Source organism: Rhodanobacter sp. Root480, assembly GCF_001426645.1.
GTDB classification, from domain to species: Bacteria; Pseudomonadota; Gammaproteobacteria; order Xanthomonadales; family Rhodanobacteraceae; genus Rhodanobacter; species Rhodanobacter ginsenosidimutans.
The window spans coordinates 86,164-108,730 of sequence record NZ_LMEX01000001.1; the positions used below are offsets into that span (position 1 = coordinate 86,164).

At 66.3% G+C, this 22,567-nt stretch carries 22 protein-coding genes; 7 read left to right on the forward strand and 15 right to left on the reverse strand.

Annotated elements, in window-relative coordinates:
- Nucleotides 1–15: 15 nt before the first annotated feature.
- Nucleotides 16–1,971, reverse strand: coding sequence for a S9 family peptidase (locus ASD22_RS00455; protein ID WP_235577461.1), 1,956 nt, complete (start codon nucleotides 1,969–1,971; stop codon nucleotides 16–18).
- 214 nt (nucleotides 1,972–2,185) lie between these two features.
- On the opposite strand from ASD22_RS00455, the gene lgt reads away from it, so the two are divergent.
- Nucleotides 2,186–3,067: a prolipoprotein diacylglyceryl transferase gene (gene lgt / locus ASD22_RS00460; protein ID WP_056080704.1), complete on the forward strand. Its 882-nt coding sequence runs from the start codon at nucleotides 2,186–2,188 to the stop codon at nucleotides 3,065–3,067.
- A 125-nt stretch (nucleotides 3,068–3,192) separates the two neighbouring features.
- On the opposite strand, the gene ASD22_RS00465 is transcribed toward lgt, so the two are convergent.
- Nucleotides 3,193–4,209: a TIGR00266 family protein gene (locus tag ASD22_RS00465; RefSeq protein ID WP_056077468.1), complete on the reverse strand. Its 1,017-nt coding sequence runs from the start codon at nucleotides 4,207–4,209 to the stop codon at nucleotides 3,193–3,195.
- A gap of 115 nt (nucleotides 4,210–4,324) precedes the next feature.
- Between ASD22_RS00465 and ASD22_RS00470 the strand changes: the two genes are divergently transcribed.
- The 3 genes from ASD22_RS00470 to ASD22_RS00480 all read left to right on the forward strand — a co-directional run bounded on the left by ASD22_RS00470 (nucleotide 4,325) and on the right by ASD22_RS00480 (nucleotide 6,689).
- Nucleotides 4,325–5,119, forward strand: coding sequence for a thymidylate synthase (locus ASD22_RS00470; RefSeq protein WP_056077471.1), 795 nt, complete (start codon nucleotides 4,325–4,327; stop codon nucleotides 5,117–5,119).
- Nucleotides 5,120–5,241: 122 nt separating this feature from the next.
- Nucleotides 5,242–5,727, forward strand: a complete 486-nt coding sequence (locus ASD22_RS00475) for a dihydrofolate reductase (protein WP_056077476.1) — start codon at nucleotides 5,242–5,244, stop codon at nucleotides 5,725–5,727.
- A gap of 14 nt (nucleotides 5,728–5,741) precedes the next feature.
- Entirely contained in the window at nucleotides 5,742–6,689 is a 948-nt protein-coding gene (locus tag ASD22_RS00480; protein ID WP_056077478.1) for a Nudix family hydrolase, read from the forward strand.
- Nucleotides 6,690–6,770: 81 nt separating this feature from the next.
- On the opposite strand, the gene yjgA is transcribed toward ASD22_RS00480, so the two are convergent.
- Entirely contained in the window at nucleotides 6,771–7,337 is a 567-nt protein-coding gene (yjgA, locus tag ASD22_RS00485; RefSeq protein ID WP_056077480.1) for a ribosome biogenesis factor YjgA, read from the reverse strand.
- 19 nt (nucleotides 7,338–7,356) lie between these two features.
- A complete protein-coding gene (locus tag ASD22_RS00490; protein ID WP_056080707.1) occupies nucleotides 7,357–7,575 on the reverse strand; it encodes a DUF1653 domain-containing protein in 219 nt (72 codons plus the stop codon).
- 116 nt (nucleotides 7,576–7,691) lie between these two features.
- Here ASD22_RS00490 and pmbA point away from each other — a divergent pair, with 116 nt between their 5' ends.
- Together pmbA and ASD22_RS00500 are read left to right on the forward strand one after the other, a co-directional pair.
- Nucleotides 7,692–9,071, forward strand: coding sequence for a metalloprotease PmbA (gene pmbA, locus ASD22_RS00495; protein ID WP_056080710.1), 1,380 nt, complete (start codon nucleotides 7,692–7,694; stop codon nucleotides 9,069–9,071).
- Nucleotides 9,072–9,251: 180 nt separating this feature from the next.
- A complete protein-coding gene (locus tag ASD22_RS00500; protein ID WP_255357409.1) occupies nucleotides 9,252–9,605 on the forward strand; it encodes a DUF4870 domain-containing protein in 354 nt (117 codons plus the stop codon).
- Nucleotides 9,606–9,706: 101 nt separating this feature from the next.
- On the opposite strand, the gene ASD22_RS00505 is transcribed toward ASD22_RS00500, so the two are convergent.
- From ASD22_RS00505 to ASD22_RS00525, 5 genes are all read right to left on the reverse strand, one after another.
- On the reverse strand, nucleotides 9,707–10,612 hold the full coding sequence (locus ASD22_RS00505; RefSeq protein WP_056077489.1) for a farnesyl diphosphate synthase: 906 nt from the start codon (nucleotides 10,610–10,612) through the stop codon (nucleotides 9,707–9,709).
- Nucleotides 10,572–10,826 (reverse strand): exodeoxyribonuclease VII small subunit, encoded by a 255-nt coding sequence (locus tag ASD22_RS00510; protein WP_056077494.1) that lies wholly within the window; start codon nucleotides 10,824–10,826, stop codon nucleotides 10,572–10,574. Before ASD22_RS00510 ends, ASD22_RS00505 begins: the two co-directional genes overlap by 41 nt.
- Nucleotides 10,827–10,899: 73 nt before the next feature.
- Complete coding sequence (tilS, locus tag ASD22_RS00515; RefSeq protein WP_056077497.1) at nucleotides 10,900–12,201, reverse strand: tRNA lysidine(34) synthetase TilS; 1,302 nt, start codon at nucleotides 12,199–12,201, stop codon at nucleotides 10,900–10,902.
- Entirely contained in the window at nucleotides 12,198–12,938 is a 741-nt protein-coding gene (locus ASD22_RS00520) for an NYN domain-containing protein (protein ID WP_056077500.1), read from the reverse strand. The genes tilS and ASD22_RS00520 overlap by 4 nt, the downstream gene beginning before the upstream one ends.
- Before the next feature lie 89 nt (nucleotides 12,939–13,027).
- Nucleotides 13,028–13,984 carry an acetyl-CoA carboxylase carboxyltransferase subunit alpha gene (locus tag ASD22_RS00525; RefSeq protein ID WP_056077504.1) on the reverse strand — a complete coding sequence of 319 codons (957 nt, stop codon included), beginning with the start codon at nucleotides 13,982–13,984 and terminating at the stop codon, nucleotides 13,028–13,030.
- A gap of 163 nt (nucleotides 13,985–14,147) precedes the next feature.
- Between ASD22_RS00525 and ASD22_RS00530 the strand changes: the two genes are divergently transcribed.
- Nucleotides 14,148–14,513, forward strand: coding sequence for a YajD family HNH nuclease (locus ASD22_RS00530; protein WP_056077507.1), 366 nt, complete (start codon nucleotides 14,148–14,150; stop codon nucleotides 14,511–14,513).
- Nucleotides 14,514–14,655: 142 nt separating this feature from the next.
- Here ASD22_RS00530 and dnaE read toward each other — a convergent pair whose 3' ends face one another.
- The 6 genes from dnaE to lpxD all read right to left on the reverse strand — a co-directional run bounded on the left by dnaE (nucleotide 14,656) and on the right by lpxD (nucleotide 22,520).
- A complete protein-coding gene (gene dnaE / locus ASD22_RS00535) occupies nucleotides 14,656–18,195 on the reverse strand; it encodes a DNA polymerase III subunit alpha (protein ID WP_056077508.1) in 3,540 nt (1,179 codons plus the stop codon).
- A gap of 106 nt (nucleotides 18,196–18,301) precedes the next feature.
- Nucleotides 18,302–18,961: a ribonuclease HII gene (gene rnhB, locus ASD22_RS00540; RefSeq protein WP_156458301.1), complete on the reverse strand. Its 660-nt coding sequence runs from the start codon at nucleotides 18,959–18,961 to the stop codon at nucleotides 18,302–18,304.
- Nucleotides 18,948–20,156 carry a lipid-A-disaccharide synthase gene (gene lpxB / locus ASD22_RS00545; RefSeq protein ID WP_056077513.1) on the reverse strand — a complete coding sequence of 403 codons (1,209 nt, stop codon included), beginning with the start codon at nucleotides 20,154–20,156 and terminating at the stop codon, nucleotides 18,948–18,950. The genes rnhB and lpxB overlap by 14 nt, the downstream gene beginning before the upstream one ends.
- Nucleotides 20,157–20,216: 60 nt before the next feature.
- Nucleotides 20,217–21,005, reverse strand: coding sequence for an acyl-ACP--UDP-N-acetylglucosamine O-acyltransferase (gene lpxA / locus ASD22_RS00550; protein WP_056077516.1), 789 nt, complete (start codon nucleotides 21,003–21,005; stop codon nucleotides 20,217–20,219).
- Nucleotides 21,002–21,475, reverse strand: a complete 474-nt coding sequence (gene fabZ / locus ASD22_RS00555) for a 3-hydroxyacyl-ACP dehydratase FabZ (RefSeq protein ID WP_056077519.1) — start codon at nucleotides 21,473–21,475, stop codon at nucleotides 21,002–21,004. The genes lpxA and fabZ overlap by 4 nt, the downstream gene beginning before the upstream one ends.
- Entirely contained in the window at nucleotides 21,468–22,520 is a 1,053-nt protein-coding gene (gene lpxD / locus ASD22_RS00560; protein WP_056077521.1) for a UDP-3-O-(3-hydroxymyristoyl)glucosamine N-acyltransferase, read from the reverse strand. Before lpxD ends, fabZ begins: the two co-directional genes overlap by 8 nt.
- Between the last annotated feature and the right edge of the window lie 47 nt (nucleotides 22,521–22,567).

Here is a 22,567-nt window from a genome sequence, read left to right on the forward strand (position 1 = left end):
TGACTGGCGTATCGGTCATGCGCCCTTGCCGATGTGCTTTTCCAGAAAGGCCTGCAGACGGTTGTAGAACTCGATGTTGTTCTTCTCGTCGTAGAAACCGTGGCCTTCGCCAGGCTTGCTCAGCCATTCGTAGGGTTTGTGCGCGGCATCCAGTGCGGCGCGCATCGCCTTGGCTTGCGCGAACGGTGCGCGCTTGTCGTCCTCGCCGTGGATCAGCAGCACCGGTACGTCGATCTTGTCGGCCAGTTTGTCGGGGGAGTTGGCGGCAAGGTCGGCATCGTCCTTGCCGATCACCGTCTTGAGGTAGCTGCGACCGGACTCGTTGCTCTTGATGTCGCCCTTCTTGTACATCATGGCCAGGTCGTAGATGCCGGCGTAGCCGACGGCGCACTTGAACATGCCTGGCGCGCGGATGGTGGTCATCATCGCCGAGTAACCGCCGAAACTGCCGCCGTAAACGCAAATGCGCTGAGGGTCGGCATATTTCTCGGCAATCGCCCACTTCACGCCATCGATCAGATCCTGCTGGATGCGGGTGCCCCATTTCAGGTAGCCGGCCTCCAGAAAATCCGCGCCACGGCCGCCTGAACTGCGATAGTTCACCTGCAGCACCAGATAGCCGCGATTGGCCAGGAACTGTGCGTCGGTGTCGTAGAACCAGTCGTCCTGCACCCCGACCGGGCCACCGTGTGGCAGCAGGACCATCGGCAGGTTGCGCGGATTGACACCGTTGGGAATCGTCAGAATGGCGTCCAGTTCGACGCCATCATCAGTCCTGAAATGCAGTGGCCGTCGCTCGGCCATTTTCGTCGGGTCGATCCACGGCGCCACGGCGAACAGCTTGGTTACCTTGTAGACGTGCGTGTCGATCAGGAAATAGGTTCCCGGGTCGCGGTCGCTGCTGACCGAAAACAACAGCTTGCCGCCGTCCTCGCTGTAGTTGATGAAATTGACCAGCTTGCCGGGGAACTTCAGGCTGAGAGCCTGGTGCAATTTGCCTTCTGGCGAGGTGGCGTCAATGTAGGTGACCATCGGCAGGCCGGTGGCGGGTGTCGTGGCAAACGGCCGGTAGGGCAAAGCCGTCCACTGGATATTTCCGATGCTGCTGAAAGCGTCGCTGGCGAGCGTCTTGCGGTTGCCGCCGTCCTCGTCCTGTTCCACCAGTGAAAGCGGCCCACCGCCAGCGTCGTATTTGGCGTAGATACGCTTCCCGTCGGGGGTGGGAAATAGCGGGGTAAAGCTGCCCCCGATCGTGGCCGCGCTCAACTGGAGCCAGCCATGGGGTCCCTGGCGATAGACGACATAATTCCAGCTGTCGTCACGGCCGTACGCATAGACGGCCTGCCCAGCGGCGTCCACCATGAAACTCAATCCACCCACGCCGATCTTGCCGATCAGTTTCCGGGTATTTCGGCTTGCGTCGACGTCATACAGGGTGCTGTAGTCATTGTTGTCCCAGTTCTGCGTAGCCATGTAGAAGTGGCCATTGACAGGTGTAGGCAATCCATCGACGAAACCCCAGCCGCGGTCGGTACCGCGCGTCGCCGCCCGCGTGCCGAACTTGCTCTCGAAACCGTACAGGTAGTCCTGATGCTTGCCATCGATATCGGTGGCGAGGATTTCGCCGGTTCTTACCGGCTTGTCGATCGAACCGTATTGCTTGCCTTTTTCCACCACCAACCGGGTATTGCTGACCCACGTGATGCCGGTGGCGAGCTCGTACTTGGGCAGGCGCAGCATGCTTATCGGCCGGGTCATGTCGTCCAGGTCGTAGACCGCCAACATGTGCGAGTCGCCGTCGATTTCGTTCATGTTTACCGCCAGGTGCTTGCCGTCTGGCGAGAGCGTCGGCATGGACAGCAACGCGTGACGCGCGAAGTTCTCGACCGGGATCAGGTCGGTCGCTGCAGCGACGGCAGGCAGCAGCAGGCAAAACGCGGACAGTGCCGTCCGCATGACGCGATGAGACATCGGTTTTCCCCTGGTACGTTCCGTGTGAAGGCTTTCGCCGCGACAGGCGCGGCGATCCGGTCGAAGGTGCAACTCGCAAACCTGCCATCCGTCCCACCCCCGGTGGAACCGGTCTGCTTCGGCGGATTCTAGCCACGGGAAAAGGGGTTCGTAAGTGGGTGTCCGCCTATTCGCGGCCCGCTACACTAGGCAATTGTTTGCCAGCCTGGCCGCCATGTCCCAGCCCCACATCGTCGCGTTCGACCCGGTTGCCTTTCAGCTTGGTCCGGTCCAGGTCCACTGGTACGGGCTGATGTATCTGCTCGGGTTCTTCTTCGTGGCGGTGCTGGGCGAGTATCGCCGCCGGCACGGCCGTTTGCCGGTGACCCGCGACGCGCTGGGCGACCTGTTTTTCTACGGCATGATGGGCGTGATCGTGGGCGGGCGCGTGTGGTACATGCTGTTCTATTACGAGGGTGGCATCGGCTGGATCTGGCGCGATCCGTTGGCGCTGTTCAAGGTGTGGGACGGCGGCATGAGTTTCCACGGCGGCCTGCTGGGCGTGCTGGCCGCGGGCTGGTGGTGGTCGCGGCGGCAGAGCCTGCATTTCTTCGACACCATCGATTTCGTGGCGCCGCTGGTGCCGATCGGCCTGGGGCTGGGCCGGCTGGGCAATTTCATCAACGGCGAGCTGTGGGGCAAGCCCACGACGCTGTCGTGGGCCATGATTTTCCCCAATGCGCATGCGGAGGATGTGGCCTATGCAACCAGCCATCCCGCGCTGTGGCCCACCTTGCAGCAATACGGTGGCCTGCCGCGACATCCATCGCAGCTGTACGAGATGCTGCTGGAAGGCGTGGCGATGTTTGTCATCGTGTGGCTGGTGTCGTTGAAGCCGCGGCCGCGTTATCTGGTCTCCGGGCTGTTTGCGCTGCTCTACGGCTGCTTCCGCTTCGCGGTGGAATTCGTGCGTGTGCCCGATCCGCAGCTCGGCTACCTGTTCGGCACGTCGTGGGTGACGATGGGGCAGATGCAGTCGCTGCCGCTGATCGTCATCGGCGTGGTGCTGATCGCGATGTCGCGCCGCGCCCCGACGCTGCCGTTGGCGAACGCCTGACAGGCGATTCGCCGCAAAAAAATATTGTAGGAGCGACTTCAGTCGCGATGCTCTCGCTTTGAAGCTCCAGAGCAGAAGCATCGCGACTGAAGTCGCTCCCACATTCAGCCCATTCAGGGGTGGCGTCAGAAGTTGCGGTCGCCGCCCAGGATGTCGCCCAGACCGCCCAGGATGGAACCTTCGCCACGCCGCTGACCGCCACCCTGCGGCGCCGCCGCCAGCATGCGGCCGGCCATGCGCGAGAACGGCAGCGATTGCAGCCAGACCGTGCCGGGGCCGGTCAGCGTGGCCAGGAACATGCCTTCGCCGCCGAACAGCATGCTCTTGATGCCGCCTACCGGATGGACGTCCATGCTGACGCCGTCATGGAACGCCACCACGCAGCCGGTATCCACATCCAGCCGCTCGCCCGCCGCCAGTTCGCGCTGCATCACGGTGCCGCCGGCGTGCACGAAAACCCAGCCGTCGCCTTCGAGTTTCTGCATGATGAAACCCTCGCCGCCGAACAGGCCGGTGAGGATCTTGCGCTGGAAGAAGATGCCCAACTGCACGCCGCGGGCGCCGGCCAGGAACGCGTCTTTCTGGCAGATCAGCCGGCCACCGTGGTCGGACAGCTTCATCGCCATCACTGTGCCGGGGTAGGGCGCGGCGAATGCCACCTTGGCCTTGCCCTGGCCGCGATGGGTGAACACGGTGGTGAACAGGCTTTCGCCGGTGACCACGCGCTTGCCGGCGGAGAGCAGCTTGTCCATCAGGCCGCCGCCGGACTGGCCACTGCTGGCGCCGTCGCCAAACACGGTATCCATCTGCACCGCCGACTCCTTGTACATCAGTGCGCCGGCCTCGGCGATGGCGCTTTCGCCAGGGTCGAGCTCGATCTCCACGAACTGCATGTCGGTACCCACGATGCGGTAGTCGATCTCGTCCGCGCGGCTGCCGCTCATCGATGGCGGCATCGGCGGCGGCACGAGGGTGACTTCATCGGCCAGCGCGGCCACGCTGCGGATCGGCTTCCATTCGGCAAAACCCTCGCTCCAGCAGTAGCCGTCGGGCTGGCGCCGGGCCTGCGCCTTCGCCGCGGTATCGTCGAACGGGCCCAGCCGCTCGGTGTTCTTGCCGTAACTGAAGTACCACTGCGCCATGGCGTCGCTCTCGTCGTTGGAAAAGCCCGAGTCTAAGCCCGGTTCGGACCGTGCGGGAATGGCGCGGGGCGGTCGTGCGGTTCGCGTAAGGGGCGCCGCCACCTATACTTGCCCGATGCGCGCCTATCTCGACCTGCTCCGCCACGTCCTCGACCATGGCACCGAAAAAAGTGATCGCACCGGCACCGGCACGCGCAGCGTGTTCGGCTGGCAGATGCGCTTCAACCTGGCGGAAGGTTTTCCGCTGGTCACCACCAAGAAACTGCACCTGAAATCGATCGTGCACGAGCTGATCTGGTTCCTGCGCGGCGACACCAATATCGGCTACCTGAAAGAACACGGCGTGCGCATCTGGGATGAGTGGGCCGATGCCGAGGGCAATCTGGGGCCGGTCTACGGCCGGCAGTGGCGGGCGTGGCCTACCGCTGACGGCGAGGCGGTGGACCAGATCCGCTGGGTGGTCGACGAGATCCGCCGCAATCCCTATTCTCGCCGCCTGATCGTCAGCGCCTGGAACGTGGGCGAACTGCCGAAAATGGCCTTGATGCCCTGCCACACGCTGTTCCAGTTCTATGTGGCCGACGGCAAACTCAGCTGCCAGCTGTACCAGCGCTCGGGCGACATCTTCCTGGGCGTGCCGTTCAACATCGCCAGCTACGCCTTGCTCACCCACATGGTGGCGCAGGTGTGCGGCCTGCAGGTGGGCGACTTCATCCATACGCTGGGCGACGCGCACCTGTACAACAACCACCTCGAACAGGCGCGCCTGCAGCTGACGCGCGAGCCGCTGGCGCTGCCGCGGCTGGCATTGAACCCGGCCGTGCGCGAGCTGGGCGATTTCCGTTACGAGGACATCGTCATCGAGGATTACGTATCGCATCCGGCGATCAAGGCGCCGGTGGCGGTATAGCGATTCGAGCCGGCGCGCGGCGTCACCGGGGCCGTGTTCATCGCTAGAATGGTGATGCCACGCGCCGTGTCCGCCGCAGGCTCCTGCCCGATCATCAAACTTTTGCATCCTGGAGTTTCTTCATGGCCATATCGCTGATTGCGGCACTCGACGAGAACTTTGCCATTGGCCGCAACGGCCAGTTGCCGTGGCACCTGCCGGACGACCTGCGCTGGTTCAAGCAGCTGACCGTGGGCAAGCATGTGTTGATGGGTTACAACACCGCCGTATCGATCGGCCGTGCGCTGCCGGACCGTACCAACCTGGTGTTGTCGCGCAAGCACGAGGCACCGTTTCCGGGCCAGATCACCGTGCGCTCGGTGGAAGAGGCGCAGGCGCTTTGCGGCACCGGGTTGATGGTGATCGGCGGCGGCCAGGTCTTTTCCGAGGCGATGCCCAAGGCCCGCCGCATGTACCTCACCTGGGTCGGCGCGGCGATCGATGGTGCCGACACGTTTTTCCCCGGCGTGCATTTCAGCGAGTGGACCGAGGTGTCGCGCGTGCACCACGCGGCGGATGCGGAGCACGCCTACGCCTTCGACATGGTCGAATACCTGCGCAACAGCTGAGCCGGGCCGCCGCCGTGCACGTGGTCGCGGCCGCGCTGATCGATGCCGATGGCCGGCTGCTGCTGGCCCAGCGCCCGCCGGGCAAGCACCTGGCCGGCGCCTGGGAATTCCCCGGTGGCAAGCTCGAAGCGGGCGAGACGCCGCTGGCGGCGCTGGCGCGCGAACTCGACGAGGAACTGGGCGTGGCCGTGGAACAGGCCACGCCGCTCATCCGCATTCCCTGGCGCTACAACCACCACGAGCTGTTGCTCGATGCCTGGCGTGTCACCCGCTGGCGCGGCGAGCCGCGATCACTGGAAGGCCAGGCGTTGCGCTGGCAATTGCCGATCGACGTCGACCAGGCGCAACTGGCACCGGCCGATCGCCCGCTGCTGCAGGCGTTGCGGTTGCCCAAGAGTTATCCCATCACGCCGGCCGATGCGCCGCTGGTGCAGCGCGACCATTGGCGCGAACAGCTGGCCGCCGCCATCGTGCACGGCGAACGCCTGCTGCAACTTCGCCTGCCGCTGTGGCCGCGCGATGAGGTGCGGGAATTGGCAGCGGACTTGTTGCCGCTGGCCGAACGGTACGGCACCCAACTGTTGTTGAACGAGGATATCGACGGCGCGCGTGCGCTGGGTGTCGGTGTGCACCTGAAATCAGCGCGATTGGCTGCATTGGCAGGGCGGCCGCTGCCGTGGCATCACGTGGTCGGCGCGAGCTGCCACGATGCGTCGCAATTGGCGCGTGCCGTGACGCTGGGCGCGGATTTCGCCACGCTGTCGCCGGTGACTGCCACCGCCAGCCACCCGGGCGCCGCGTCGCTGGGCTGGCCCGCGTTCCAGGTGTTGGCTGAAGCGGCCGCGTTGCCGGTCTATGCGTTGGGCGGCATGGATTCTTCGATGGCGGACGAGGCGCGCTCAGTGGGTGCGCAGGGTGTGGCGGGTATCGGCGGTTTCTGGCCGGCGACCGCGCACCTGTAGGAGCGGCTTCAGCCGCGACGCTGTTGTCCCGGTTCCAAGGCAACAGCATCGCGGCTGAAGCCGCTCCTACAAAGTCTGTGTCTACAGGGCTTCGTCGGGCACAGAATCGCTATCACCGTCAGCCGTCAATTCCTTCAGCAACTGGAAAATCTCGCGGTAGGCGCGTGGTGGCTTGTTGGTGTCGCGCTCGCTGCGGGCCTGACGGATCAGCGAACGCAGGTGCTGCCGGTCCAGCCCGGGATGCTCCGTGATCAGCGCCGACAGCGCGCCCTCGTCCTCGCCCAGCAACTGCTCGCGCAGCGCTTCCAGCCGGTGCATGGCGGCTTTTTCCTGGCGTTGGCGATCGCGGTTTTCACCCAGTTCGGCGCGCACCGATTCGAACGCCTCGTCGCCATGCCGACGCATGATCTTGGCCAGGTAGGCCAGTTGCCGCTTGTGTGCGATGTGGGCGGTGATGCGGCGGGTGGTGGCCACTTCGTCGCGCACATCGTCGGGCAGCTGCAGTTTGGCCAACCGGGTGGGCGGCAGCTCCACCAGCTGCCTGGCCAGGGTCAACGTGGCCAGCGCCTCGCGGCGTTGCTGGGTGCGGCTGGGGCCGTAGTCCTCGTCGGACAGTTCGGTCTGGTTGCGGCTGCGGCTGGGGCTCACGGTGTATTCCTGTGGTGGGTCAGGTGTCGGCTTGTTCGAGGGCGAAGCGTGCCACCGGCGCGCCGTTCACCTCGATGATTTCGCTGAACATCGCGGCCGGTCGTACCCACAGGCCGCGCTCGCCGTAGAGCGCCTGGTAGACGACCAACGGTTCCATCGTCTCGCTGTGGCGGGCGGTGCCCAGCACGCGATACGGCTGGCCCTTGTAGTGGCGGTAGACGCCGGCGACTACAGTCATGGCGGTGTCCTGCTTTCGGCTGGCGCGCTTTTCATTTGACCGCGTCGACCCCATGTCGGGCTGTCGAGCGGTTGCGAACCGTGCATTCTACCCTCTTCAAATTGCAGGAAACCGATGTGAGCGAAGTTACCAGCCAGGATCGCAGCACCCGCGACAGCAGCCAGCAGGATCTGGACCGCCTGGCCGAACTGGCCGGGGACGTGATCCGCCGCGCCCGTGCCGCCGGCGCCAGCCAGGCCGAGGTGGCCGCCAGCATCGATACCGGCCTGAGCGTGAACGTGCGCCTGGGCGAGGTGGAAACGGTGGAGCACACGCGCGACCGCGGCTTCGGGCTCACCGTGTATTTCGGCCAGCGCAAGGGCTCGGCCAGCACCGCCGACCTGCATCCCGATTCGCTGCAGGCCACGCTGGACCAGGCTTGCGCCATCGCCCGCTATACCGAGGAAGATCCCGCCGCCGGCCTGGCCGATCCCGCGCGCATGGCCGATGCCTTTCCCGACCTGGACACGTGGCATCCGTGGGACATCGACACCGCGCAGGCGATCGAGCTGGGTATCGCGATCGAGGAAGCCGGTCGCGCCCACGCCGGCATCACCAACTCCGACGGCGCCGGCGTGCAGGCCGGGCAGGGGCTTTCGGTGTACGCCAACTCGCATGGTTTCGTGGGGCGCGAGCGCGGCACCCGGCATTCGCTGTCGCTGTCGCTGATTGCCGGCGACGACGATGGCATGCAGCGCGATTACTGGTACGACAGCGTGCGCGCGGCCGGCGATTTCATCAGCGCCAGGGCCCTGGGCGACAAGGCCGCCCAACGCACGTTGGCGCGGGTGGGTGCGCGCAGCCTGTCGACGCGGCAGTGCCCGGTGCTGTTCGCGCCGGAGCTGGCGCGCGGGCTGATCGGTCATCTGCTGAGCGCGGTGAGCGGCGGTGCGTTGTATCGCCAGGCCAGCTTCCTGCTCGATCACGTGGGCAAGCCGGTGATGCCGGCCTGGCTCGATATCAACGAGCGGCCGCGGCTGCCGCGTGGCCAGGGTTCGGCCAATTTCGATGCCGAGGGAGTGGCCACGTGCGACAGCGCGCTGGTCGAAGGCGGCGTGCTGGCGCGCTACGTGCTGGGCAGCTATTCGGCGCGCAAGCTGGGACTGGCCTCCACCGGCAATGCCGGTGGCATCCACAACCTGGTGGTGGAGCCGGGCAGTGTCGATCAGTCGCGCCACGATTTCGCGGGCATGCTTCAGCGCCTGGGCACCGGTCTGCTGGTGACCGAGGTGATGGGCCAGGGCGTCTCCACGATCACCGGTGATTATTCGCGCGGCGCGGCCGGCTTCTGGGTCGAGAACGGGGTGATCGCCTACCCGGTGGAGGAGATCACCATCGCCGCGAACCTGCGCGACATGTTCGCCGGCATCGTGGCGGTGGGCACGGATGTGGACCCGCGCTCGCACATCCTCACCGGCTCGATCCTGCTGGAGCGGATGACGGTGGCGGGGGAATAGGCCGAATGGTTTGCGTGGCGCGTCGCGACATGTCTGCACAGCCCCTCAAGGCTTGCTAGCATTCAAGGCACCGGCAATTGGCCGGCGCTGTCGACGCCAAGGAGATGCGCAATGAGCGTTCCACCCGAGTCCGTCATACCCCCGCCGCCCGACAACCCGCCGCCGTCCGGTGAGCCACCGCTGGGCGGTGCACCATCGGCCGAGCAGCGCCAATGGGCGATGTTCGGGCATCTTTCCGCGTTGCTGGGTTTGGTCACTGCGGGCTGGTTGTGTTTCCTTGGCCCGTTGGTGATCTGGCTGGTGAAGAAAGACACCATGCCGTTCGCTGCGGATCAGGCGAAGGAGGCGTTGAATTTCAACATCACCGTGATGATTGCCGCGGCTATATCGTGGATATTGATGTTCGTACTGATAGGTATTTTGCTGTTGGGGGTGCTGGCTGTCGCGTGGCTGGTGTTCACCATCATCGCCGCGATCAAGGCGAACGAAGGCGTGGCCTATCGTTACCCGTTCACGCTGCGCCTGATCAAGTGATCTGCCGGTGTTGATCGACTGGTACTGATCGACTTGCGGTGACCAAAAAAGGCAGCCATCCGGCTGCCTTTTTTCTTGCCGGAACGATGGCGTTGCGGTGGTCAGTTGGCGCGCTCGGCGGCGTAACGGGCCAGCTCTTCCAGCAACGCCCCGCGTTCGCCCAGCGGCGCGATGGCATGCAGTGCGACGTCGGTCAGCTCGGCCAGCCGTGCGCGCGAGGCGTCGAGGCCGATGATCGAGGGGAAGGTGGGTTTGCCGGCGGCCGCGTCCTTGCCGGCGGTCTTGCCGATCACGGTGGATTCGCCTTCAACGTCCAGGATGTCGTCGCGCACCTGGAACGCCAGGCCCACGGCGCTGGCGTATTCATCCAGTGCCAGCAGCTCGTCGGCATCGCCGCCCGCGGCCAGCGCACCCAGTTGCACTGAGGCGCGGATCAGCGCGCCGGTCTTGCAGGCATGCATGTGCTCCAGCTGGGCCAGCGTCAGCGGCTGGCCCACGGCGGCAAGGTCCAGCGCCTGGCCGCCGGCCATGCCTTCGGCACCGCAGGCGCGGCCCAGCGTGCGCAGCATGGCCATGCCGGTCTCGGGGCTGGTCTGGCGGGTGGTGTCCTCGGCCAGAATTTCGAACGCCAGCGCCTGCAGCGCATCGCCAGCCAGGATGGCCATCGCCTCGCCGAACACGATGTGGCAGGTGGGGCGGCCGCGGCGCAGCGCGTCGTCGTCCATCGCGGGAAGGTCGTCGTGCACCAGCGAATAGGCGTGGATCAGTTCGACCGCGCAGGCGGCCGCATCGAGTTGCGGGCCGTCTTCGCCCAGTGCCTGCGCGGCGGCGTACACCAGCAGCGGGCGCAGCCGTTTGCCGCCACCGAGCACGGCGTAGCGCATCGCGCGGTGCAGGTCGGCGGGGGATTGGTCGGCGGGTGGAAGGCGGTGATCCAGCGCCTGTTCGGCGCGCAGGATCAGCGCTTCAAGATTCGGGTTCAAACGGCTGGGCGTTGTCGGGGGCATCGGGATCAAGCAGCAGGCGCACGCGCAACTCGGCTTGCTCCAGCGACTGCTGGCAGTGGCGGTACAGGCCGATGCCGCGCTCGAAGGAGGTGAGTGATTCGTCCAGACTCAGTTCGCCACCTTCCATCCGTGCCACCAGTTGCTCCAGCTCGTCCAGCGAATGCTCGAAGTCGGCGGCGGGCGGTGTTTCGGGTGCGGGAGCGGTCTTGGCCATGGCCCGCAACGCTAACGCAGTGACTGCAGGGAATCAATCGGCGTGAGGTTGTGCCGCAGGCGCGTGTGGGCTTTCAGCGGCCGGGTCGCCACTGCGGCCGGCCACCGGCTTGCTGGAAAAGTGCCGCGCCGCGGGCGCTGGCCCAGCGGTCGGCGACGGCCACCAGTTCGTCGCCGGCATACAGCAGCGGACAGGCCGGGCGTCGCCAAGGCGGCATCATGTCCTGCTGGAACAGGTCGCGCAGCTCGCGTGTGTGCGCATCGCCCGCCGGTTTGATCCGTTCGCCACCGCGACGCAGGCGTACGGTGATCGGCGGGTCGAGCTGCGCACCTTGTAGCAGGAGCAGCTCACCGCCGTCGGGCAGGTGCAGGGGCTCGCCGCGCCACTCGGTTTGCCATTGCGGGTCGATGGCTGTGGCTGGCGGCACGCTCCAGAGACGTCCCCGCCAGATATGCAGCTCCGTGCCGGGCCAGCGGATGCAGGGCAGTTTTCCGGGGCGCGATTCGCGCAATTGCCGTTCGATCTGCTGGCGCTGGGCGGTGGTGGGCGCGGTCAGGCCGCGTGCATGCAGCCAGTGATCGAGCAGCGGATCGCGCAGCGCCGGTACGAGCGCCAGCCAGGCCTGGCCGTCGAGGCTGTCGGTGGCCGGATCGCGCAGGCGTTCCAGTGCCCCCAGCCATTGCGAGCGCAAGGCATCGGCGGCGGCGCGGCTCAGGGCGGCGCTGTGCAGGATCGAATCGGCTGCCTGCGGCCAATGACCTTGCAGTCGCGGCAGGATCTCGTGGCGCAGGTAGTTGCGCGCCAGCTGGATGTCGGCGTTGCTGGGGTCCTCGATGAACGCCAGCCTGTGCGCCTCGACGTAAGTGCGCAGCGACGCCCGCGGCACGTCCAGCATCGGCCGCCACAATTGGGCATGACCCAGCGGCCGCAACGTGCGCATCGCGCCCAGCCCGTCCGGGCCGGCGCCGCGCAGGAGTTTCAGCAATACGGTTTCCACCTGGTCGTCGCGATGGTGGGCCAGCACCAGCCGTTCACCCTCGCGCAGGTGCGCGTCGAACGCCTGGTGACGGGCGCGTCGGGCCGCCGCTTCCAACCCGTCACCACGTCCGTCCTCGACCTGCACGCGCACCACCTCGCAAGGCACGCCCCATGCCTCGCCGAACCGCTGGCAATGCGCGGCCCAGGCCTCGCTGTCGTGCTGCAAACCGTGGTTGACGTGCAAGGCCCGCAGGCCGTTCGCACGCGCCTGTGGCAGTTGTGCCAGCGCGTGCAGCAGGGCGGTGGAATCGGCACCGCCACTGAAGCCCACGCACAGCGGCACCGGTTCGGTCGCCGCCAGGCTGGCGGCGAGATGTTGCTGCAGGGGGTCGCTCATTTCCTGGCGTGCGACCGCACGTAGATGTGCTTGCCGTTGCCGACCTGCCGCTCCTCGGCGTCGAACAGGCCGATGGCGCCGATCAGCCCGCTCAGCTTGGCGTAGCCGTAGTTGCGCGAGTCGAACTCCGGCGATTGCTTGTTGATGTTCTGGCCGACACGCGAGAGTTGCGCCCAGCCCGTGTCGTCGTCGGAGGTGGCTTCGATGGCATTGCGCAGCAGGTTCACCAGGCGCGTATCGCCGCGCAATTCCTTGGACGAGCGCTGCTTCGGCGCTGCCTCGGTTTCGGTGGAAGCGCTGCTGGCCAGCACGTCGGTGTAGATGAACTTGTCGCAGGCGGCCACGAACGGCGTCGGCGTCTTGCGTTCGCCGAAGCCGTAGACGAACAGGCCCGATTCCCTGATGCGCCCGGCCAACCGGGTGAAATCGCTGTCGCTGGAGACGATGCAGAAGCCGTCGAAGCGGTTGGTGTAGAGCAGGTCCATCGCATCGATGATCATCGCCGAGTCGGTGGCGTTCTTGCCGCTGGTGTATCCGAATTGCTGAATCGGCTGGATCGACTGGGTCAGCAACTGGTCCTTCCAGCCACGCAATTGCGGGCTGGTCCAGTCGCCGTAGGCGCGCTTGACGTGGGCGGTGCCGTACTTGGCCACCTCCGCCAGCAGCCCTTCCGCCAGCGATGGCTGGGCGTTGTCGGCGTCGATCAGTACGGCAAGTTTGGCGGCGTCGTGGGCCATGACGTTCTCCGTCGAAGGATGCGCCGATGGTAACGCCGCCCAGTACTGCTCGTGGGAGTTAATCCGTGAGCAACGCTTTCCCGGAACGGCTATTCCTGATACGCGCCGTAACCGCGCAGGCGCTTGTAGCGCTGTTCCAACAGGTCGGTCGTCGGCATCGCCTGCAGCTGGTCGAGCTGGTTCAGCAGTACGGCCTTGAGCCGGATCGCCATCGAGCGAGGATTGCGATGGGCGCCGCCCAGCGGTTCACGCACCACCTTGTCGACCAGGCCCAGTTCCAGCAGGCGCGGGGCGGTCATGCCCAGTGCCTCGGCGGCATCCTTGATTTTATCGGGGCTCTTCCAAAGAATCGAAGCGCAACCCTCCGGGGTGATCACCGAATAGGTCGAGTACTGCAACATCAGCGTGCGGTCGCCGACGCCGATGGCCAGCGCGCCGCCGGAACCGCCTTCGCCAATCACCGTGCAGATGATCGGCACCTTCAGCTCGGCCATTTCCAGCAGATTGCGGGCAATCGCCTCGCTTTGCCCGCGCTCCTCGGCACCGATGCCGGGATAGGCGCCCATGGTGTCGATGAAGGTAAACAGCGGAAGCTGGAAGCGCTCGGCCATCTTCATCAGGCGTAGCGCCTTGCGATAGCCCTCTGGCCTCGGCATGCCGAAGTTGCGCTTGATCTTGCCCTTGGTGTCGCGGGCTTTCTGGTGGCCGATGATCATTACCGGCCGGCCGTCGATGCGGCCCAGGCCGCCCACGATGGCGCCGTCGTCGGCATACATGCGGTCGCCGGCCAGCTCGTGGAATTCCTCGCAGATCACGCCGATGTAGTCGAGCGTGTACGGCCGCGCCGGGTGGCGCGACAGCTGGGTGGTCTGCCAGGAGTTGAGGTTGCGGAAAATCTCCGCCGTCTTGATCTTCAGCTTCTCGCGCAGACGGCCGACTTCCTCGTCGATATTGAACGCCTGGCCATCGCTGGCGTGGCGCAGCTCCTCAATTTTCGCGTCCAGTTCGGCGATGGGTTGTTCGAAGTCGAGGAAGTTGGGATTCATCCGTTTTCATTCATGAACGATAGCCTCGCAGTATACCGCCATGGCCGCTTTTCACGGGAACGCGACCGTATGGCGTCGTTCATCGTCCAACCCCCGGCAACATGCTGGCACGGCCCGGTTTTGCGCTATCGTCGGAGCCCCCGATTTTCGCCCCGGAATCCTTATGGCCATCGACAACGCCAAGCTCGACCGCATCGTGGCCGAGGCCCGCCGCAACGCCGAACAGCGCGAACTGGGCTATCGCGAGCGGGCGCTGAAAATGTACCCCTGGGTGTGCGGCCGCTGCGCCCGCGAATTCACCCGTGCCAACCTGCAGGAACTGACCGTCCACCACCGCAACCACGACCACGATTTCAACCCGCCCGATGGCAGCAACTGGGAGTTGCTGTGCGTGTACTGCCACGACAACGAGCATTCGAGGCACATCGACCACGTGCGCGGCGGGGTGATGGCGGTCGATGAGGCGCCTGCGGCCACGGGGAATCCGTTTGCCGATCTGAAGGCGATGATGGAGCGCGGCAAGAAGTGATGTATCGGTTCCTCCCCTGCGAAGCAGGGGAGGTCAGGAGGGGTGCTCGGCTTTCAGATCAAGAGCGAACCCCTCCTCATCCCCTGCAAGCAGGGGAGGGAGTGAAGCGTCGCTGCAAAACACGGGATCGGGTGCTTGCCGCTCAGTCCTGCTGCTTGACGATGCGCAGGCGGACGGCTTCGATGCCGGGCATGGCGCGTACGGCGCGCAGCAGGTCGGGGACGGCGTCCACGCGCCACTCGTCGCCGAGTTCCAGGTCGGCCTGGGCAGCGCCGTTGCGGTAGTTGTGCAGGATCACGGTGGCACGGCCGCCGCGGTAGCCGGTGAGCACGCGCTGCAACTGGGCGGGGAAATCGGGGCTGATGCCGTCGAGCTTCAGGCGCAGCAGGCGGGCGTGTTTGTGGCAGGCCTCGGCCAGCGAAAGCGCGCTGCGGGCGCGCAACTGGAAGCCGCCGCCAGAGAAGTCGTCGATGCGCAAACCACCTTCCACGATCAGGATCTGGTCGCGGGTGAGCAGCGGTGCGATCTGCTGGTACAGCTCGCCGAAGAAACTCACCTCGATGCTGCCGCTGCCGTCCTCGATGCGCACGAACGCATCGCTGTCGCCGCGCTTGCGCACGGCGGCGACCATGCCGGCGATCGTCCATGGGGTGTCCGGGCCACGGCGGAAACGGTTGCCGTCGCCATCGTCGTTGCGGCGCGGCTTGGGCGGCTGGTAGCGGTCCACGATCTCGCCCAGCGGGCAGGTGGAGAGCTGCGCCAGCTCATCCTTCCAGGGGTCGGTGGGATGGCCCGAGAGATAATGCCCCAGGGTGTCGCGCTCGCCCTGCAGCTTCTGCTCCAGCGGCCACTCGGCCACGACGGGCAGCTCGACCTTGAGCACGGGCGTGGCATTGCCCATGGCCGCGCCGAACATGTCGTTCTGGCCCGACTGCTTGTCGCGCAGGTGCTGCTCGGCCGCCTTCATGGCATTGGGCAACTGCGCGATCAGGCTGGCGCGGGTGGGCGCCAGGGCATCCAGTGATCCGCAGAGGATCAGCGCTTCCAGCACGCGCCGGTTCAGCCGCGTGGGGTCGACGCGGCGGCAGAAGTCGGCCAGGTCGGTGTAAGCGCCATTGGCGCGTTCGGCCACGATCGCCTCGCAGGCGCCCTGGCCCACGCCCTTGATCGCGCCCAAGCCGTACTGGATCGTCTTTGGCTCGACCGCGACGAACATGTACTCGGACGCGTTCACGTCCGGCGGTTGCACGGCGATGCCGATGGCGCGCGATTCGTCCAGGAAGGTCACCACCTTGTCGGTGTTGTCCATGTCCGAGGAGATCGTGGCGGCCATGAATTCGGCCGGGTAGTGCGCCTTCAGCCAGGCCGTCTGGTACGACACCAGCGCATAGGCGGCGGCGTGGGATTTGTTGAAACCGTAGCCCGCGAATTTCTCCATCAGATCGAAGATGGCGTCGGCCTTTTCGCCGCTGAGCCCGTCCTTGGCCGCACCTTCGCGGAAGATCGCGCGGTGCTTGACCATCTCCTCGACTTTCTTCTTGCCCATCGCGCGGCGCAGCAGGTCGGCGCCGCCGAGCGTGTAGCCGCCCACGATCTGCGCCATCTGCATCACCTGCTCCTGGTAGACCATGATGCCGTAGGTCTCTTTCAGGATCGGCTCGACGCGCGGGTCGGGGTATTCCACGTCCTCGCGGCCGTGCTTGCGCGCCACGAAGCTGGGGATCAGGTCCATCGGGCCGGGGCGGTACAGCGCCACCAGCGCGATGATGTCCTCGAAGCGGTCGGGTTTCGCGTCCTTCAACATGCGCTGCATGCCGGAGGATTCGAGCTGGAACACGGCGACGGTCTGCGCCTTTTTCAGCAGCTCGTACGGCGCCGGATCGTCCAGCGGCAGGGCCGCGATATCGAGCGGTTCTTCACCGGTCCTGGCGCGGCGCGCGTTGATCGCCTTCACCGCCCAGTCGATGATGGTCAACGTGCGCAGGCCCAGGAAGTCGAACTTCACCAGGCCCACGGCTTCGACGTCGTCCTTGTCGAATTGCGTCACCACGCCGCCGCCGCCCGGCTCGCAATACAGCGGGGCGAAATCGGTCAGCGGGGTCGGCGCGATCACCACGCCGCCGGCGTGCTTGCCGGCGTTGCGGGTGAGGTTTTCCAGCTTCAGCGCCAGGTCGATCAGGGCGCGGGCGTCTTCGTCCTGTTCGTAGATGTCGCAGAACTCGCGCACCACGCGCTCGGGTTCCTTCTTCGCCTTCTCCGAGCGGTTCAGCGCGTCGGACAGGGTGAGGTCGAGCGGGCGCGGCGGGATCAGCTTGGCCAGCTTGTCGACCTGGCCGTAGCCCATGCTGAGCACGCGGCCGGAATCGCGCAGCACCGCCTTGGCCGCCATCGAGCCGTAGGTGATGATCTGGCTGACGCGGTCGCGGCCGTATTTGCGCGAGACGTAGTCGATCACCTCGTCGCGGCGATCCATGCAGAAGTCGATGTCGAAGTCGGGCATCGACACGCGTTCGGGGTTCAGGAAGCGCTCGAACAGCAGGTCGAACTGCAGCGGGTCCAGGTCGGTGATCTTCAGCGCCCACGCCACCAGCGAGCCGGCACCGGAACCGCGGCCCGGGCCGACGGGAATGCCGTTGTCCTTGCCCCAGCGGATGAAGTCCGAAACGATCAGGAAGTAGCCGGGGAAGCCCATCTTCACGATCACGTCCAGCTCGCGCTCAAGCCGCTGGTCGTAATCCTCGCGCGTGTGATTGTTGGCCAGCGGCGCCAGCGCCAGGCGCTGCTGCAGGCCTTCGCGCGCGAGTTCGCGGATGTAGCTGTCCAGGTCGTGGTCGCCCGGCACCGGGAAATCGGGCAGGTAGTAGGTGCCGAATTTCAGTTCCAGGTTGCAGCGTTTCGCCAGCTCGACGGTGTTTTCCAGCGCCTCGGGCAGGTCGGCGAACAGCGCGGCCATTTCTTCCGGGGTTTTCAGGTATTGCTGGTCGCTGTAGTCGTGCGGGCGTTTGGGGTCGGCCAGCACGCGGCCCTGGTTGATGCACACGCGCGCCTCGTGCGCCTCGAAGTCGTCCTGCTTCAGGAAGCGCACGTCGTTGCTGGCCAGCACCGGCAGGTTGAGTCCGGCGCCCAGAGCCAGCGCCTGCGTGTTCCAGTTTTCCTCGCCCTCGCGACCGCAGCGGGTCAGTTCCAGGTACAGCCGGTCGGGAAACAGTTGCGCCAGCGGGCGCAGTTTCTCCAGGGCCGCGGACGTGCCCTGGTTCTGCGCGATGCGGCCGATTTCGCTGTCGCGGCCGAGCAGGGCGATCAGGCCGGAGGTGGTTTCCGCGGTAAGCCAGGCGGCGTCGACCAGGGCGCGGCCGCCGTGCTGGCCATCGCGCCAGGCCCGCGAGACCAGCCGCGACAGGTTCAGATAACCGGCGTGGTGCTGGCACAGTAGCGTGAGGCGCCAGGGGCGGGGATCGTCCGGCGAGCTGATCCACAGGTCGCAGCCACCGATCGGCTTGATGCCGGCCGCGTTGCACGCCTTGTAGAACTTCACCAGCGCGAACATGTTGCTGTCGTCGGTCAGCGCCACCGCGGGTATGCCGTCGCGCACGCAGGCGCCGACCAGCGCCTTGATGCGGATGGTCGAATCGACCAGCGAATATTCGCTGTGCAGGTGCAGGTGGGTGTAGCGGACGGTCATGCAGTCTTACGCGCTGAATCCATGCAGGCTACCGGGCGCCCTGCGCATCGGCAAGATTGACATGTGCGCGGTTTGCGCCAAACGGCGCCCGTGCTGGCGCCAGCCCTCAGAGCAGTGGCTGTTGCAGCAATCGACCCACCGGGGCAAAGCTGCGCCGGTGCTGGCGGCACGGGCCCAGCTGTTGCAGCGAGGCCAGGTGCAACGGGGTGCCGTAGCCCTTGTGTGTGGCGAAGCCGTAGCCCGGATAGTCGTCTTCCATCGCCACCATCAGGCGGTCGCGGCTGACCTTGGCCAGGATCGATGCGGCGCTGATCGCCGGCACGCGTGCGTCGCCACCGATGATGGCGCGGCCGGGGCAGGGCAGATCCTTGGGCAGTTGGTTGCCGTCGATGAATGCTTCCTGCGCAACCACGCTCAGCCCGGCCACGGCGCGGCTCATGCCGGCCATGGTGGCGTGGAAGATGTTGAGGCGGTCGATCTCTTCCACCTCGATCATCACCACGCACCAGGCCAGCGCGCGTTCGATGATCTGCGGATACAGGGCCTCGCGCTTCACTTCGGTGAGTTTCTTTGAATCGTCCAGCGCCTTGATGGGTCGCGACGGATCGAGGATGACCGCCGCCACCGCCAGCGGACCGGCCAGCGGTCCGCGTCCGGCCTCGTCGACACCGGCCACCAGCAGGCCCGGGGTAGTTGCGATATAGCCCTTGCGGCGCGAGAACGGGGTGGCGGCACGCGTGCGCGCGGGGCGTTCAAGCACGGGCATGCGCGTGCTCCAGCAGCTCGGCCACGGCCGTGGCGGCGCGGTCGGCGGCGTGGTGGGCGTCGTCGCCGCGCAAGGCCTGGTGCAGGTGCTCGAAGGCGGCCACCACGGCGCCGCGACGTTCACTGTCGCGGAACAGCGCCAGGGTGGCGTCGGCGAGTTTCTCCGCGGTGCAGTCGTCCTGCATCAATTCAGGCACGGGCAGACCGGGCAAGCCTTCGGCGCGCGCCAGGATATTGGGCAGGGTGAAGATGTCGGTCTTCAACATGTTCAGCGCGCGGGCGATGCGGTAGCTCATCGGCGCCACGCGATAACCCACCACCATCGGCCGCTTGGCCAGCATCGCCTCCAGCGTGGCGGTGCCGGAGGCCAGCAGGACCATGTCGGCGGCCATCATCGCCTCGTGGGCGTGGCCTTCGAGCAGCAGCGGTGCGGTTTCATCGCGCGTGCCGTTGGCCAGCATGGTCTTCAGCATGGCGTGCACCTGCGGGTTGGCGGCGGGTATCACCACACGCAATCCCGGGATCGCGGCCGCCACGCGGTGCGCGGCGTCGATGAAAAGCTGGCCCAGTCGCGACAGCTCGGAAGGGCGGCTGCCGGGCAGCAACGCCAGCACGGGCGCTTCCTGCGGCAATTGCAGTGCCTCGCGTGCAGCCACCCGATCGGCCACCAGTGGAAAACGGTCGGCCAGCGGATGGCCCACGAAGCGGGCGTCGACACCGTGCTTGGCGTAGATCGCCGGCTCCATCGGAAACAGGCACAGCACGCGGTCGGCACTGCGGCCGATCCGGGCGGCGCGCTTTTCCCGCCACGCCCATACCGACGGGCTGACGTAATGCACCGTGCGCAATCCGGCCTCTTTCAGGCGGCGCTCGACGGCGAGGTTGAAGTCCGGGGCGTCGATGCCGATCACCACATCGGGCCGCGTCTTCAACAAGCGGGCAACCAGCGTGCGGCGCAGGCGAAGCAGCCGCGGCAGATGCTTCAGCACCTCCACGAAACCCATCACCGACAACTCGCGGATGTCGTGCCAGGACTCGAAACCCTGCGCCTGCATGCGCGCGCCGCCGATGCCCACGAAGCGTGCTTGCGGGTAGCGTCGGCGCAGGGCCTCGATCAGGTCGGCGCCGAGCTGGTCGCCGGAGTCTTCGCCGGCGATGATGGCGAAGGTTGGGGCAGAGGCGTCGATGTTTTGCATTTTCGCCCCTCCAAATCAGAGCAAGAGCGCGTGTTTGATTTCGCGACAAGCGCGATGCGCTTATCGCGCCAGCGCCCGCTCGCTGCGGTCGATGAAGTCGAGCATGGCGCGCACGTCGTCGCTTTCGCGGGCCTGCGTGGCCAGTTGCTCGCGCGCTTCGGGCAGCGACAGGCCGGCCATGTACAGCGTGCGGTAGGCGCGCTTGATCGCGGCGATCCGTGGCGCGTCGAAGCCGCGGCGTTTCAGGCCCTCGCTGTTGATGCCACGCGGGCGGCCCTGCTGCTCGTTGGCCATGGTGACGAACGGTGGCACGTCATGACCGACCAGGCAGCCCATGCCGATGAACGCGTGGGCGCCCACCTTGCAGAACTGGTGCACGCCCGAATAGCCGGAAAGAATCGTCCAGTCGCCGATTTCCACGTGCCCGGCCAGTGCCGAGTAGTTGGAAAACACCACGTTGTTGCCGATCTGGCAATCATGCGCGATATGCACGTAGGCCAGCACCCAGTTGTCGTTGCCGAGGCGGGTGAAGCCGCCGCCGTCGCCGGTGCCGCGGTTGATGGTGACGAACTCGCGGATAAGGTTGCGGTCGCCGATCACCAGCTCGGTATGCTCGCCGCCGAATTTCTTGTCCTGCGGGTCGCCGCCCAGCGAGGCGAACTGGGCGATGCGATTGTCGCGGCCGATGCGAGTGGGGCCCTCGATCACCACATGCGGCCCGATCACGGTGCCTTCGCCGACGTGCACGTCCGCGCCGATCACGCTGTACGCACCGATGCCGACATTGGCGCCGATGACGGCGGCCGGATCGACCTGGGCGGTGGGATGGATCGAGGCGGGCTGGGTCATTTCTCCGCCCTCGCCGCACACATCAGTTCGCAGCAGGCTACCTCCTTGCCATCCACCACCGAGCGCGCAAGGAACAGGCCCATGCCGCGCATCACGCGCTTTTGCGTCACTTCGAAACGCAACTGGTCGCCGGGCACCACCGGTGCGGTGAAGCGCGCGTTGTCGACCTTCACCAGGTAGAACAGCGGCGCCTCGATCAGGCCCTTGGAGCGGTTGCTGAGCTGGGTCAGCAGGCCGGCGGCCTGCGCCATCGCCTCGATGATGAGCACGCCGGGCATCACCGGGTGGTTCGGGAAATGGCCGTTGAAGAAGGGCTCGTTGATGGTGACGTTCTTCAACGCCACGATGCTGGTTTCCGGCACGATCTCGATGACCCGGTCGACCAGCAGGAACGGATAGCGGTGTGGCAACAGCTTCTGGATCTGTTCCACAGTCACCGGCAAGGTGATCGCCGGGGTGTTCTCACTCATGATTCTTGTCCTTTTCCAGCGCCGCCAGGCGGCGCGCGTACGCGTCCAGGTGTTTGAAGCGCGCGGCATTCTTCCGCCATGGGCGGCTTTCCTGCAACGGTACCCCAGATGAATATTCGCCCGGCTCGTGGATCGAATGGGTGACCAGGCTCTTGGCGGTAATGGTAACCCGATCAGCCAGTTCCAGATGGCCAAGCACGCCGGCGTTGCCGCCGATCATGCAATAGCGGCCGATCTTCGCGCTGCCGGCCACCGCCGCGCAGCCGGCCATCGCGGTGTGCGCGCCCACGTGCACGTTGTGGGCGATCTGGATCTGGTTGTCCAGCCGCACGTCTTCCTCAAGCACGGTGTCTTCCAGCGCGCCGCGGTCGATGGTGGTGTTGGCGCCGATCTCGCAGTCGTCGCCGATGCGCACGCCACCCAGTTGCGGCATTTTTACCCAATGGGCCGGACCAGGGCCGCCACGGTCGAACGCCAGGCCGAAACCGTCCGAGCCGATCACCGCGCCCGGATGGATCAGCACGCGCTGGCCCAGCGTTACGCGAACCACCAGCGTCACCCGCGCCACCAGGCGTGAATGCGCGCCCACGGTGCAGCCGTCGCCGATGATGCAATGCGGTCCCAGCACCGCGCCGTCACCGATCATGGCGTCGTCGCCGATCACGCAGCACGGTCCGATGCTGGCGCTCTGGCTGACCCGTGCCGTTGGCGCGACCACCGCGCTGGGATGGATGCCCACTGGCGCCGACGGCAAACGTTCGAACAGCGCCGCGATTTTCGCGTAGGCCAGGTACGGGTCGGCCGCGACCAGCGCGGCGCCCGGGCACTCGGACAGGTTTTCCGCGCGGACGACCACGATGCCGGCGCCACTGGCAGCCAGCTTGGCGGTGTACTTGCTGTTGGCGAGGAAGCTGAGCTGGCTCGGTCCCGCCGCCGCCAGGGTGCCGACCCCGTCGACACGCACGCTCGCGTCGCCATGCGGTACGAGGCCGAAGCGCTCGGCCAGTTCGGCCAGGGTGTAGCTGGGGGTCGTGCTCACGGTCATCTCCGAAGGCGCGAGGGACGCGAAACGGAAAAGCGCGGCATCGCCGC